Below are 13,716 nucleotides of genomic sequence, written 5' to 3'. Positions count from 1 at the left end.
CGCTCAGTCGCTTTCAGCAAAACCGCAGATAGACTGAAGTGCATATAGAGTGCAATTCGCCGAAAGTGTTAACAGGAGGACTTTCAAGTGAGCAACCACGAGCCAAAGGAAGAAATTTACCGCGGCGTCAGCACCCTCGACGAGCCGTCGGCGAAGTGGGGCTGGCACGGCATTAGCAAGAGCGCTATGCAGAAGGCCGGCTGGATTTCCGTAATCTTCCTGCTGGGCATGACCATTGGTAACCACAAGGGCAACGTCGAGAACTGGTGGCTGGTCGTCATCGCCGCCCTGATTGCTATTGGCCTGCTGTTGCAATTGTTCGCCCCGCAGGGTTCTCAGGTTCGCACCGTTACCGGTCACAACAAGCCGGAAGGCCACATTGAGCCGGAGTGGGCACGCGACCAGGTAAACGGCACTGGCGTCTACGCTAACCTGACCGACTCTCAGCTGCGCTCCTGGAACCGCCTGCCGGAAGGCCAGAACCAGTAGAGTTAGCCACTTTTGCAGAAAGTCTGGCCTAACAGCTCTATAGCAACAGCTCTATAGCGCTACAGCGCACAAAAAAATCCGCACCGAATTCGGTGCGGATTTTTTGCTATTTGTCGGCTAAACCTCTTCGGCCGCCAGCTGACCACACGCTGCCGCAATCTCGTTGCCACGGGTATCGCGGACCGTGCACGGTACCCCCTGCGCCTGTACGCGGCGGACGAACTCCTCCTGCTGCTTCTTCGGAGAGGCGTCCCACTTCGACCCCGGAGTCGGGTTGAGCGGAATCAGGTTGACGTGGACACGTGAGCCCAGAGCATTGTGGAGCTTCTTACCCAACAAGTCTGCACGCCAATCCTGGTCGTTAATATCGCGAATCAAAGCGTACTCAATAGATACGCGACGGCCTGTCTTGTCTGCGTAGTAGCGAGCTGCATCAAGCACCTCAGCTACTGTAAAGCGATTGTTGATCGGTACCAGCTCATCGCGAAGCTCGTCATCCGGAGTGTGCAGAGACACCGCGAGGGTGACTGACAAGTCCTCGTCGGCAAGCCGTCGGATGTTCGGCGCGAAACCGACCGTAGAGACGGTGACATTGCGCATCGAGATGCCGAATCCCTCCGGCGACGGCCGCGTGATGCGATGGACGGCGGCGAGAACGCGATTGTAGTTCGCGAGCGGCTCACCCATGCCCATGAATACGATGTTGGTCAGGCGACCGCCCTCGGCTGCCATAGTGGCAGCGGCCTCACGAACTTGGTCGACAATCTCCGCGGTGGAGAGATTACGCTGCAGACCGCCCTGACCCGTCGCACAGAATGGGCATGCCATACCGCAACCGGCCTGTGAGGAAATACAGAGGGTCGCACGCCCCGGGTACTTCATCAGCACGGATTCCAGCAGCGTACCGTCACCTGCACGCCACAGCGTCTTACGGGTTTCGCCGTCGTCACAGGTGATGTGGCGAACGGGAGTCAACAAAGGTGGGAACAGACTGTCTTTGACCTTTTGACGGTCTGCTTCCGGCAGATCAGTCATCGTCATAGGGTCAGCCTCAAGCCGACCGTAATAGTGCCGGGCAATCTGATCGGCGCGGAAGGCCGGCAGGCCCAGTTCCTTGACCGCAGCCTTCCGTTCCTCAACATCGAGGTCCGCAAAATGGGTCGCGGGCATGCCGCGACGTGGAGCTTTAAGAACGATTGGAAGTGAAGATGCCATGATGGCACCCATTTTCGCATGTAATAACGGTTTTGGCCTAATGAGCGACTAGGCAGCCGCAACTAAGTGGACCTTTACAAGTGGTACATACCTGCCAAAACGTGTTGAATGATAGGTATGACTAACGCTAATCAGCCGAATAACGACAGTCCGCTTTTCGACGATACTCCGTCGTACTCTCCAAATGATTCCGTGGCTCCTGCACCAGAGCAGGACAACCTTCCAGAGCCAGTCGTTGACGCGCCCGCAGAGAAGGACTCCACACCGGAGCCAGCGCCCGCTCCTGGCCGGCGCAAGGTGAAAAAGACTACCGCGGGCTCGATGTGGGTTGGCCTGGTCATCAGTGCAGTTTTGCTGATCGTATTGCTTGTATTCATTCTGCAGAATCAGCAGGAGACCACACTAAACCTGTTCGGCTGGGCCTGGAACTTCCCGGTCGGTGTCGGAATGCTGTTCGCTGCTATCCTCGGCGCCCTCATCACTGCGCTAATCGGTGGCTGGCGAATGTTTGATCTGCGCCGCCAGATTCGTAAGGGCGACAACTAAAGCCCGACTGAACCAGCCAAATTAAACCAGGCTGAAAAGCTGCAATATCAGCCACGTCATCGCGGCTGATGGCAGCATGCCATCCAGGCGGTCCATCAGACCGCCGTGGCCCGGCAATATCGAGGACATATCCTTAATCCCCAGATCGCGTTTGAACTGGGACTCCATCAGGTCACCAAGCGTGGCGGAGATAACCAAGGCAATGCCCAGCACGATGCCCTGCCACCACGGCGCGTGCAACATAAAGATTGCACAGAGCGCTCCAGTAATAGTGGCGAGTACGAGAGAGCCGCCGAACCCTTCCCAGGATTTTTTAGGGCTTACCTTCGGAGCCATCGGATGCTTTCCGAACATGACACCGGCGGCATAGCCTCCGACGTCATTGGAAATCACCCCGATCATGAAGGTCACAATGACCAGACGGGGATCGACTTCCCAGGGATTGTCCATGTGCACCAGCTGCACAGCTAGCGCCGCAAAGAACGGAATCCACATCACCACGAAAACTCCGACTGCGACATCCCGCAGCCAGTTCCGTGGTGCTTCAGCCATCCCGTGCAAAAACAGACGGGTGACTAGTAAAAGCATCAGGGTAACAGTCAGGCCCATGACCAGACCGTCAATCCCCCAGTAGGCGGACAGCCACACCATCAGCTGTCCGCCGAAAATCAGAACCGGGCGAGGGACCTGCCAATCGGACTCGCGGAGCCGCTCGCAGACCTCCCAGGTTGCAAGGCCAACCGCCGCGGCGACCAGAACGGTCCAGGCGAGCGCCCCCAGCAGCAAGCCGATGATGACGACTGCACCAAGTGCTACGCCCACCGTAATTGCAACCGGCAGGTTCCGACCTGCCGAGTTACGCGGCTTAATAAGCCGTAGCTCGTCTAGAACACGTTCCTTATTGGACGCTGGCTTCGACGTTGGCATTGGCGCCTCAAATCCCCTCTCCCGGTTGAATATGAAGGCCTAAACCTCCATCAATTCCGCTTCCTTGCGTTCAACCAAGGAGTCCACCTGCTCGACGTAGTTCTTGGTGACCTGGTCCAGCTCCTTTTCGCCTGCCTGCACCTCGTCCTCGCCAGCATCGCCGTCCTTCTGAATCTTCTTCAGAGTTTCCATGCCCTTACGACGGACATTGCGAATCGCGATCTTGGCGTCTTCGCCCTTCGAACGTGCGACCTTAACCATCTCACGACGACGCTCCTCGGTCAGCTGCGGGATAGTTACGCGCAGGACCTGGCCATCATTAGTCGGGTTCACACCCAGGTCGGAGTTGCGAATCGCGTTTTCGATGTCGCCCATGACGCTCAGCTCATACGGCTTAATCAGCAGCATGCGCGGCTCTGGAACCGAAATGGTAGCCATCTGGGTAATCGGAGTCGGAACACCGTAGTACTCCGCAATAACGCCGTTGAACATCGCCGGGTTCGCACGGCCAGTGCGAATGTGGGTCAGCTCCTCGCGGCAGTGTTCTACGGAGCTACCGTACTTTTCTTCACAGTCAAGCAGGACTTCATCAATCATTGTGTTTTTAACCTCGGGTTTCTACGCGGGTTCTAGATAGTTCTAGAGCGCTCTGTGGAAAGAACGTATTACGAACAAATTTATCAGCTGTGGACGAGAGTACCGATTTGCTCACCGGCTACCGCGCGCGCAATGTTTCCGTCGGTAAGCAGATTAAACACGAGAATCGGCATGTTGTTGTCCATGCACAGGGAGAAGGCGGTGGCATCAGCAACGCGCAGGTCCCGTTCCAGAACCTCACGGTGGGTGATGTCATCGAACAGCTCTGCGTCCGGCACCTCACGTGGGTCGGCCGAGTAGACACCGTCAACGGCCTTGGCCATCAGCAGTACCTCGCAGCCGATCTCCAGGGCGCGCTGGGCGGCGGTGGTGTCGGTGGAGAAGTACGGCATACCCATACCTGCACCAAAGATGACCACGCGGCCCTTCTCCAGGTGGCGCTTAGCACGCAACGGCAGGTACGGCTCCGAGACCTGTGCCATGTTGATTGCAGTTTGAACGCGGCAGTCCACGCCCTCCTGCTCGAGGAAGTCCTGCAGAGCCAGGCAGTTCATGACCGTGCCCAGCATGCCCATGTAGTCAGAGCGTGCGCGGTCCATGCCGCGCTGCTGAAGCTGTGCGCCACGGAAGAAGTTACCTCCGCCAATGACGACACAGACCTCGACGCCCTTTCGGGAAACTTCCGCAATCTGTCGGGCAACGTTTTGCACCACGTCCGGGTCAACGCCAACCTTGCCGCCACCGAACATCTCACCACCGAGCTTGAGCATCACACGTTTGAAGCCATTGCGCTCGACAGATTCTGCCATGACCATGCACCTTTCTCACACCGTTTAAAAAGTCGCAGACGAGTCTACCCGGTCACGACAGCAAGGCACACTTGACGCTCCGCATTGTCTGCAACATGGCAGCAAAATGCCCCACCCGAAGCAATCGGATGGGGCATTCACACTAGCTAGCAGCTAGAGGTTAGAGCACAAATTACAGCGAATTAGTGCTGACCAACCTCGAAGCGGACGAAACCGGTCAGGGTAACGCCAGCCTCTTCCATGAGCTGCTTAACGGTCTTCTTGCTGTCAGCGACGGACGGCTGCTCCAGCAGAACAACGTCCTTGTAGAAGCCGTTCAGACGGCCCTCGACGATCTTGGCGATAGCCTGCTCCGGCTTGCCCTCTTCGCGAGTAATCTTCTCGTAGACAGCGCGCTCTGCCTCGACGCGGTCAGCCGGGACATCCTCGCGGGACAGGTACTGAGCCTTCAGAGCGGCAACCTGCATAGCTGCTGCGTGAGCAGTCTCTGCAGCGCCCTCTCCCTCACCGGTGTAAGCAACCAGAACACCGACAGCTGCCGGCAGGTCTGCTGCACGGCGGTGCAGGTAGACAGCGATGTTGTCGCCCTCGAGAGTAGCAGCGCGACGCAGCTCCAGCTTCTCACCGATCTTTGCGGAGAGCTCCTGGGTAGCCTCAGCTGCGGTCTGACCGTCGAGGTCAGCTGCTGCGAGCTCTTCCGGGGAGTTTGCCTTGACTGCTGCGGCAGCGTCGGCGACCTTGTTGGCGAAGTCGATGAACTCCTGGTTCTTGGCAACGAAGTCGGTCTCGGAGTTGACCTCGACCATGGTGTTACCAGAAACAGCAATCAGGCCCTCGGCAGCGGTGCGCTCTGCACGCTTGCCGACGTCCTTTGCGCCCTTAATGCGCAGGATCTCGACAGCCTTGTCGAAATCGCCGTCGGTCTCGACGAGTGCGTCCTTACAAGCCTTCATGCCGGAGCCGGTCAGCTCACGGAGCTTCTTGACGTCAGCAGCAGTGAAATTCGCCATGCTGGGCGTTCCTCCTTGTGGTGGTTAGAACTTGTGGTGGTTAGAAAGTTCAGCTTTACTCAGCGGATGCCGTCTCAGTTGCAGCGGAGCCCTCGGCGTCCATCTCTGCAGCCTGGTCGGTGTTCTCAGCGGCGGACTCGATCGGAGCGTCGCCTGCTGCTTCGCGAGCAGCGTTGGCCTCGCGCTCAGCGCGAGCCTTGCGGCCCTCTTCAACAGCGGTGGAGATGATGCGGGTCAGCACGGAAGCAGCGCGGATTGCGTCGTCGTTGCCCGGGATCGGGAAATCAACGTCATCCGGGTCGCAGTTGGTGTCCAGGATGGCAACAACCGGAATGCCCAGCTTCTTAGCCTCGGAGACAGCGATGTGCTCCTTGTTGGTGTCAACAATCCACAGTGCGGACGGAACCTTGGACATGTCGCGAATACCGCCCAGGGTGCGCTCCAGCTTGGTGCGCTCACGGGTCAGCATCAGGATTTCCTTCTTGCCGCGACCCTCGTAGCCGTTCTCAGCAGCGTCCATTGCCTGAAGCTCCTTCAGGCGAGCCAGGCGCTTGGAAACGGTGGCGAAGTTGGTCAGCATACCGCCGAGCCAGCGGTGGTTGACGTACGGCATGTCAACGCGCTCTGCCTCGTTCTGAACGGCTTCCTGAGCCTGCTTCTTGGTACCGACGAACAGGATGTTGCCACCGTGAGCGACAGTCTCCTTGACGAACTCGAAAGCCTCGTCGATGTAGGTCAGGGTCTGCTGCAGGTCGATGATGTAGATGCCATTGCGCTCGGTGAAGATGAAACGCTTCATCTTCGGGTTCCAACGACGGGTCTGGTGACCGAAGTGGACACCTGCATCGAGCAGTTCTCGCATGGATACAACAGCCATGTCATATTCAGGGAAGATCCTCACGTCCAGCCTGACTAGGGCTGCGGCTGCTTCCCTTCCTTTCTTATCCGATATAGGTGGTTACAGTTCACGCACAGGCTTTCCCTGTGCCCTAGCGCTCCCCCGCTGCCTCACACCCGACAGATATCCTGCCGAGCACCCGTGAACCAGCCGGAATGGGTCGCGCGCGTAGTCTTTGTGCTAATGACCGCCCATTAAGGCAGACACCGCGAGCGTAATCTTATCTGATACATCGCGCAGGTCGCAATATCTGACACGCCCTGCTATCCACAGGACAAAAAGTCATCCACAGCTAGAACCGTTTGCAATGCACTGCCGCTTGTCGACGGGTGTAGCGTCCGCCACACTATCGCGCATGACAACCAAGCAGAGTTTCAGGCGCTCGCTAATGCGCACATTAGCGCTATTCGTGCTCGCTGTCGCGCTAACAACACCCCCAAGCCCACCTGCAGCTACCGGCGAGCCAATATCCGCTATTACGCATACTTTCCCTGTGCACGGCAAAGTTCTACGCTTCTACACCCCACCGGAAAAACGCTGGCAGCCTGGACATCGCGGAGTAGACCTGAACGCCTCCCCGGGCCAGCCAATCCGCGCCTCAGCTCCCGGTGTGGTGCATTTCGCCGGTTCGATCGCCGGAATGACTTCCGTGTCAATCATGCACGCCGATGGCATCCGCACAACCTATCAGCCCATAGATACCGCGTTAGAAAAGGGAGACCACGTGGCCGCTGGCCAGGTGATTGGTCATCTTGTGGTCAACGCCAAACATCCCGAACCGGGCCTGCATTGGGGCGCACTGCGCGGCAAAGACTATCTCAACCCACTGGATTTGATACAGCGGAGACCAATCGTGCTCAAGCCTGTACGCAATTAAACAACCCTGCGCAATTAAGCGCGCGGATGTGCCCGCTTATGTACTTCACGGAGACGATCCGCTGAGACGTGGGTATAAATCTGCGTGGTCGCCAGACTCGAATGACCGAGCATCTCCTGCACCACACGCAAGTCAGCGCCACCTTCCACCATGGCCGTGGCCGCAGAATGTCGGAGAGCATGCGGTGAAACATCAGCCCATTTATGAATAACTCGGCGCGCCTGACGAGGATTCAATCTACCTCCACGCACACCGAGAAAAAGCGCATGTTCGGCCTGTGCGGAAGCATGAAAGCTTCCACGCACCTGGAGCCAGCCTTTGAGTGCCGCCTCCGCTGGTGCACCGAAGGGCACGATGCGCTGCTTGTTCCCCTTACCCACTACCGAGATGATGTGGCGGGAAAAGTCCACATCTGAGACGTCGGCCTTGCACAGCTCTTCTACACGCATCCCGGTGGCATACAACAGTTCCACAATGGCCAAGTCGCGAGCCGCAACTGCGCTGTCCTCGGATGAGACTTTCTCGATTGCCTCCTCAACCCTCTCCGGCGAGAGCACTTCCGGAAGATGCTGATGTTTCTTCGGCGTTGACAGCCGCAGCGACGGATCAGCATCGAGAATTTGCCGAGCTACGAGCCAACTACAGAACTGGCGAATGGACGTCGTTAAGCGAGCCAGCGATGACCGCGCAGCACCCTCCGCATGCTTCGCGCCGAGGTGCGCACGGATGACAGGGGTGGAGAGTTCACTGATGTGGTCCAGGCCGGCGAGGAGGGGGATGAGATCGGCTCGATAGGCACGGACGGTTGCGTCAGAGAGTCTGCGGGAATAAGTCAGCTCATCGAGAAAATCCATGAGCACGGCCTCAATATTGGCGGATAACCCGAGATCCAGCTCAGTCCTGTCGTCGTTATTGGTTGCGCGCTTCACGGTTCTGACCTTAGTAGATGCACACCGCGAGACCTCACCAGACAGCGGAAAAAGGCAGTGACTCCGACTTTCGCCAGAGCCACTGCCCTATTGCCTCACCCATGTCACAAGCCCGTTTCCGTAACAGTTACTTAGGCTTGCCTTGCCTATATTACTGAGCGTACAGAGAATTGCAATACCTAATTCAAGATTTTTTCGAGATTCTCTGCAGAAGGCTTTATTAGCGCCTCACTAACGCTTCTGTTCCTGGCGCAACCACCCACCCTCCACCCGACTGGTCAGCCCCCGTCCCTGCAGCTCCAGCAACAAATGTGTCGTAAGCGCCACGGCCAATCCCGCCTGCGCTGCGACTTCTCCCACCGGCGTTGGCTCCGCAGAATTCAGAGAGTCGTAGACAGCGAGCTCGTTTCGAGAAAGCTTCTGCACCGCCGACTTTTCCCACAACAATTCAAGCTGAGCATCCTCATTCACTGTGCCAACTGACCGATACAGCGACCGCACATTATCGGCACTACACACCAGGACAGCCTCGCCACTGCGGATTAGGTCATGACAGCCAGAGGTAGTTTGCAGCGTCACCGGTCCCGGCACTGCTCCCAAGGGCTTGTTTAGCCTCACTGCCCAGTGCGCTGTGTTGCGCGCCCCTGAACGCCAGCCCGCCTCGACGATTGTGGTTGCTCGCGATAGGGCCGCTACCAGACGATTCCTAGTCAAAAACCGATGCCGCGCAGGTCGCACCCCCAGTGGATACTCCGTAATCAGCGCACCCCGCTCTGCAATCCCGTCGAAGAGTTCTGCATGCGCCCGCGGATAGTCAACCCCTACACCACCGGCTCCGACCACAACCGTAGTGCCGCCAGCGTCGAGCGCAGCTCGATGCGCCGCGGCATCAATACCCAACGCACCACCACTGATGACACTAACCCCCGCATTCGCGAACTGCCCCGCGAATTGGGCCGCCACCTGTGTCCCGTAGCTGCTGGCCATCCGCGTTCCGACAATCGCCACCGCTTCACTGACCACGTCCCGCAAGTCACGGCCACGCACCCACAGCGCAAGTGGTGGTGCATCGGCGCGGTCACGGACTTCGAGCGTCGTAAAGCAGGACAGCAGCTCCCCCGGCCACTCTGGGTGCCCCGGATAAATAAGACGCCACCCCATCGCTGCCGCCAGCTCCAAATCGTGGCCGCTCTGGTCAACGTCGGCCCGTGCCTGCGTCGTATTGAGCAGACCTTCCGGCAGCCCGGCGCGAGCCTTGATCCTCTCTGCTACCTCTACCGGCCCAAACTCCGTCACGAGCCGCACAATCTGCGGATGCGTCGCCTCTATCACACGATTCAGGTAAGCCCACGCGTGAATTTCGTCCATTTCTCCCCCTTGATAGTGGTTCGGTTGTATTAGCCGCTCTCGCGGTCATGCAGCTGGCAGGCACGTTGCACGTGCTCGAAGGTAAACGCGTCTACTCCCCCGAGATCTGCGAGCGTCCACGCCACTGCGATTACTTTGTCCACTCCCCGCTGGGTAATCTCTCCGTTCCTCAACTGGAAGTCCAATAACGCCATCGCTTCTTCGTCTAAGCCCGCGTGACGACGGAGAAGCGAGCGTGGCACACTCGCGTTGGTGACGGCTGCTTCGTCGGCAAGCCCCAGGGCCTGCCACCTATGTCGGGCACGGTCACGTGCGGCCTGTACCCGATCGCGAACGGCCGCGGAGGGCTCATTGTGTGCTTTGTTTTTAATTCCCAGCTTGGCCCCGGCAGGACTGAGCGTGACGTTGAGATCCATGCGATCGCGTAGCGGGCCCGATAATGCGCGACCATGCTTGGCTCGCTCGGTACTAGAACAGGTGCATTCGCTGGCATACGCCGCCCCACACCGACAGGGATTGGTCGCCATGACTAGTTGTGTTCTCGCCGGAAAGGTCACTCGATGGTGCGTACGCAGGTGGACGACCACCCCGTTTTCCATCGGCATCCGCAACGCATCCAATACCGCCGGGCGCATGAGGGTGATTTCGTCCAAGAACAGCACCCCATGGTGGGCAAGGCTAATCGCGCCGGGCTTGGGCACAGCACCGCCGCCGACTAACGCTGCCACAGTCGCGCTGTGATGTGGAGCCACAAACGGCGGATGTTGAATAAGAGTGTCCGCAGTATCGAGCGCTCCGGCCACCGAATGCAGCGCGGTGACCTCCAGCTGCTGCCACTTCTGCAATGGCGGCAGAATTGTGGGCAAGCGCTCAGCGAGCATGGACTTCCCAGTTCCCGGAGAACCCTGCATGAACAGATTGTGCCCACCTGCTGCGGCTACCTCGAGGGCGAAGCGGGCCTCAGGTTGGCCATCGACATCGGCCAGGTCTACCGAGAAGGCTTGTTCGCTGGGGTCGTCGTTAAGCGCGGTCGTCAAACCTGAGCCGGTGAGTACCCAGCCCCATAGCTGTGCGAGGTCGGCTGCGGTGCAGACTGCGATGCCGTCGACGAGCGCGGCCTCGGCGGCGTTGGCGGCGGGGACGACAACCCAACGGGCACCTGCCTCGCGGGCGGCAAGGACTTGCGGCAGCACTCCACGCACCGGGCGAATGGAACCGTCGAGCCCAAGTTCGCCAATGAGAACCGTGTGGCGGAGACGACCTCGGGCCTCCATGTCATCGCTGGTTGCGATAAGGATGGCGCAGACGATGGCGAGGTCAAAGCTAGTGCCGTGCTTGCGGATATGCGCCGGAGACAGACTCACCACGACCTTTGTCTTCGGCCAGGGCAACTGCGAGTTAGCAACCGCCGTGCGCACGCGATGTTTGGCTTCTCCGACGGCGGCATCGCCGAGCCCACCGATATACATTCCTGGCAAGCCACGCCCAACATCGGCTTCCACCTGCACAATAGTTCCTTCAATGCCGCTGAGGCTGACTGCAAGAGCTGTACCGACAGTCATCTAGCAGTCCCACATGATCGCGTCGCTGATTGCGGGAATGTACGTAACTGCAACGACTGGAGGGCCGGACGAAGGGCTGGACACTGTGACTTCTGCGCAGTCGATAACTATGGACTCTAACCAGTTGGTAGAACTCTCTGACAGCCACTGTGCCGCCGCCTTGCGCAAATGACGAAGCTTGGCTGCTGTGATGGACTCTCTGCCGTCCCCAAACTGACTACTTCGCGAGCTGCGCCGCGTTTTTACCTCCACAAAATGCAGCCTGCCGTCAACATCTTCAGCAATAAGATCGAGCTCATAGCGCCCCACCCGCTCATTCCGAGCAATAACTTCCCACCCCTGATCCTCCAACATCTCGGCGACGAAATCCTCCCCAAACGCGCCGAGCTGTCTCGTGGTTAGTTCTTCAAAGCTCTGTGTCATAGCCCCGGTCCCCCTGGTTCCCCGTTGAATTGTGCCTTGGCGGTTTACTGCCTTGGCGGTTCGGAAACACTCTTGCACAGCGGGCATGACAAAGGCCCTCCGATAAATGCTCAGAGGGCCCTAACTGTGGATAATTTTTCGACTGTGGATAACTGTTAGCAGCTAGCCATAACATGCGATGACAGGCGACGATAACCTACGGCAGTCGCAAGTCCGGCTTATCCAGTTCCTCGATATTGACATCCTTGAAAGTGATAACGCGCACGTAGCGGACAAACCGAGCCGGGCGATGGACATCCCACACCCACGCATCCGACATCCGCAGCTCGAAATAGACCTCGTTTTCGCTGTTGTGCGGAATCAGCTCCACAGCATTAGCAAGGTAGAACCTGCGCTCCGTCTCAACAACGTACGAAAACTGACTAACGACATCGCGGAACTCCTTGTACAGGGATAGTTCAACGTCGGCCTCGTAGTTTTCTAGATCTTCTGCGCTCACGACCGCGACGGCTCCTTCGAGTGTTTACATGTTGCTCTTTTTGTACATGTTGGTCTATTCGGGGTGCTCAAGATACTCCGCGTGTGCCAAGCGCACATTGCGGTATGACCACCGATGCACCGGGGTTGCGCCATGGCGTGAAATCGCTTCCATATGCGATGACGTGCCGTAGCCCTTATGCCCCGCCAGACCATAGTCCGGATACTTCTCCGATAGGTCAACCATAATGCGGTCGCGGGTGACTTTGGCTAAGACACTCGCAGCAGCAATACATCGGCAAGCGGAATCACCACCAATCACGGGCAAATAGGGTGCCGTGAAGCCAGACACTTTGAGTGCGTCGGTAAGCACATAGCCAGGACGCTGTCCCAACCCGGCTACCGCGCGGCGCATTCCAGTGACATTCGCGTCCTGAATGCCGAATTGGTCGATGTAGGACGCGGGAATCGTCGTCACGCAAAAAGAGGTGGCGAAGCGTTGGATGAGCGGAAAGAGCCGTTCACGTGCGGCCGGCGTGAGCTTTTTAGAATCGGTGAGCTTATCCAGCTCTGCGATAGGGCGTTCGGGAAGGCAGCAGGCGGCGATGACTATCGGGCCTGCACAGGCGCCACGGCCAGCCTCGTCGACCCCAGCTACAGGCCCAAAGCCACGCTTTGCCAGCGCGACCTCTATCGTGCGCGACTGCTTCAGCCTCCGCAGTTTCGGCGCCGGCGGCGTGAGCAGACTGTGCTGACTAGTTGTGCTGGATGTCCGGATCATCGACGCCACCGATGCGGTTAAACGGCAGGATGATTGCCTGCACCTTGCCGACGACGTTATCCAGCGGCACAGTACCCTGCAGCTCGTCGCCCATGTGATAGCGAGAGTCCGCAGAGTTGGTGCGGTTATCACCCATGACCCACAGATGCCCCTCCGGCACTGTTACCGGCCCGAAGTACGGGCCACCACACTGCTCTGAGCCAAGATTATCCACCACCGGCTTGTCTGCCGGAGTTTTAATGAAATCCTGGTCTGTCATCTTGCCGTCAACCATGATGCCGGGATCTCCTGGGCGACACTGCACAGTCTGCCCACCCGTGGCAATCACACGCTTGACCAACGCATTTTCATCCGGGGCGACAAGGCCAATCCAGGAACCAACCGTCTGCAGCGAGTTCGCCACCGGGTTAGTAGAACGCTGTGACACGTAGTTACTATTCCAGGACTCCGGGCCATTAAAGACGACAACATCGCCGGGCTTGGGATCTGAGAACTGGTAGGAAACCTTATCCACCCAAATGCGGTCACCGGTGCACCCGACACATCCGTTGAGCGTCGGCTGCATCGACTCGGATGGGATCACGTAGACACGGCCGATAAAGGACTGCACACCAGCACTGATGAGCAGGGCAATCACGATAATGATTGGAATCTCGATGTACCACGGAGTGTGCTTTTCAGGCTCCGCGTCAAGTTTCCGGAAGCCTTTCAAGCCTTCAGTACGGTCTTCTTTTTGGCCGTCAGTCTGTTCGCGCGAATCGTCGTCGGTCATGGGAAAAGACTATACGCGATAGAAAAATCCCCACCG

Annotated in this window: 16 protein-coding genes; 3 read left to right on the top strand and 13 right to left on the bottom strand. The window is 58.3% G+C overall.

From position 1 onward, the window contains the following. Positions 1–87 precede the first annotated feature (87 nt). The gene (locus QP982_RS02115; RefSeq protein WP_016422566.1) at positions 88–489 is read left to right on the top strand and encodes a DUF2631 domain-containing protein; all 402 of its coding nucleotides are present in this window, start codon (positions 88–90) and stop codon (positions 487–489) included. A 117-nt stretch (positions 490–606) separates the two neighbouring features. Here the strand turns inward: QP982_RS02115 and rlmN are convergent, their stop codons facing one another. Then, positions 607–1,704, bottom strand: a complete 1,098-nt coding sequence (gene rlmN / locus QP982_RS02110) for a dual-specificity RNA methyltransferase RlmN (RefSeq protein WP_049189669.1) — start codon at positions 1,702–1,704, stop codon at positions 607–609. 117 nt (positions 1,705–1,821) lie between these two features. On the opposite strand from rlmN, the gene QP982_RS02105 reads away from it, so the two are divergent. After that, entirely contained in the window at positions 1,822–2,250 is a 429-nt protein-coding gene (locus QP982_RS02105; RefSeq protein WP_065421645.1) for a lipopolysaccharide assembly protein LapA domain-containing protein, read from the top strand. Between the two features lie 21 nt (positions 2,251–2,271). Here QP982_RS02105 and QP982_RS02100 read toward each other — a convergent pair whose 3' ends face one another. The 5 genes from QP982_RS02100 to rpsB all read right to left on the bottom strand — a co-directional run bounded on the left by QP982_RS02100 (position 2,272) and on the right by rpsB (position 6,470). Continuing rightward, a complete protein-coding gene (locus tag QP982_RS02100; protein ID WP_049170784.1) occupies positions 2,272–3,177 on the bottom strand; it encodes a phosphatidate cytidylyltransferase in 906 nt (301 codons plus the stop codon). Positions 3,178–3,216: 39 nt separating this feature from the next. Then, positions 3,217–3,774, bottom strand: a complete 558-nt coding sequence (gene frr / locus QP982_RS02095; protein ID WP_038628675.1) for a ribosome recycling factor — start codon at positions 3,772–3,774, stop codon at positions 3,217–3,219. Between the two features lie 83 nt (positions 3,775–3,857). Then, a complete protein-coding gene (pyrH, locus tag QP982_RS02090; RefSeq protein WP_005509726.1) occupies positions 3,858–4,583 on the bottom strand; it encodes a UMP kinase in 726 nt (241 codons plus the stop codon). Positions 4,584–4,765: 182 nt separating this feature from the next. After that, on the bottom strand, positions 4,766–5,593 hold the full coding sequence (gene tsf, locus QP982_RS02085; protein ID WP_048735543.1) for a translation elongation factor Ts: 828 nt from the start codon (positions 5,591–5,593) through the stop codon (positions 4,766–4,768). 55 nt (positions 5,594–5,648) lie between these two features. Then, the gene (gene rpsB / locus QP982_RS02080; protein WP_038628671.1) at positions 5,649–6,470 is read right to left on the bottom strand and encodes a 30S ribosomal protein S2; all 822 of its coding nucleotides are present in this window, start codon (positions 6,468–6,470) and stop codon (positions 5,649–5,651) included. 376 nt (positions 6,471–6,846) lie between these two features. Here rpsB and QP982_RS02075 point away from each other — a divergent pair, with 376 nt between their 5' ends. Further along, positions 6,847–7,368, top strand: a complete 522-nt coding sequence (locus QP982_RS02075; protein WP_070429359.1) for a murein hydrolase activator EnvC family protein — start codon at positions 6,847–6,849, stop codon at positions 7,366–7,368. Between the two features lie 14 nt (positions 7,369–7,382). Here the strand turns inward: QP982_RS02075 and QP982_RS02070 are convergent, their stop codons facing one another. The 7 genes from QP982_RS02070 to lepB all read right to left on the bottom strand — a co-directional run bounded on the left by QP982_RS02070 (position 7,383) and on the right by lepB (position 13,680). Then, the gene (locus tag QP982_RS02070) at positions 7,383–8,237 is read right to left on the bottom strand and encodes a tyrosine recombinase XerC (protein WP_049170927.1); all 855 of its coding nucleotides are present in this window, start codon (positions 8,235–8,237) and stop codon (positions 7,383–7,385) included. Between the two features lie 291 nt (positions 8,238–8,528). Continuing rightward, positions 8,529–9,665, bottom strand: coding sequence for a DNA-processing protein DprA (gene dprA, locus QP982_RS02065; RefSeq protein ID WP_284870141.1), 1,137 nt, complete (start codon positions 9,663–9,665; stop codon positions 8,529–8,531). Between the two features lie 29 nt (positions 9,666–9,694). Further along, positions 9,695–11,227, bottom strand: coding sequence for a YifB family Mg chelatase-like AAA ATPase (locus QP982_RS02060; RefSeq protein WP_049189672.1), 1,533 nt, complete (start codon positions 11,225–11,227; stop codon positions 9,695–9,697). After that, positions 11,228–11,650, bottom strand: coding sequence for a YraN family protein (locus tag QP982_RS02055; protein ID WP_284870140.1), 423 nt, complete (start codon positions 11,648–11,650; stop codon positions 11,228–11,230). 196 nt (positions 11,651–11,846) lie between these two features. Beyond that, the gene (locus QP982_RS02050) at positions 11,847–12,149 is read right to left on the bottom strand and encodes a DUF2469 domain-containing protein (protein ID WP_005509529.1); all 303 of its coding nucleotides are present in this window, start codon (positions 12,147–12,149) and stop codon (positions 11,847–11,849) included. Positions 12,150–12,203: 54 nt separating this feature from the next. Next, entirely contained in the window at positions 12,204–12,908 is a 705-nt protein-coding gene (locus QP982_RS02045; RefSeq protein WP_284870139.1) for a ribonuclease HII, read from the bottom strand. After that, complete coding sequence (gene lepB / locus QP982_RS02040; RefSeq protein WP_201844298.1) at positions 12,883–13,680, bottom strand: signal peptidase I; 798 nt, start codon at positions 13,678–13,680, stop codon at positions 12,883–12,885. The genes QP982_RS02045 and lepB overlap by 26 nt, the downstream gene beginning before the upstream one ends. Between the last annotated feature and the right edge of the window lie 36 nt (positions 13,681–13,716).

The organism is Corynebacterium sp. MSK019 (genome assembly GCF_030232425.1).
GTDB lineage: Bacteria > Actinomycetota > Actinomycetes > Mycobacteriales > Mycobacteriaceae > Corynebacterium > Corynebacterium jeikeium_D.
Note: the sequence above shows the minus strand (reverse complement) of the source record. Positions and strands in the feature narration are given on the sequence as shown.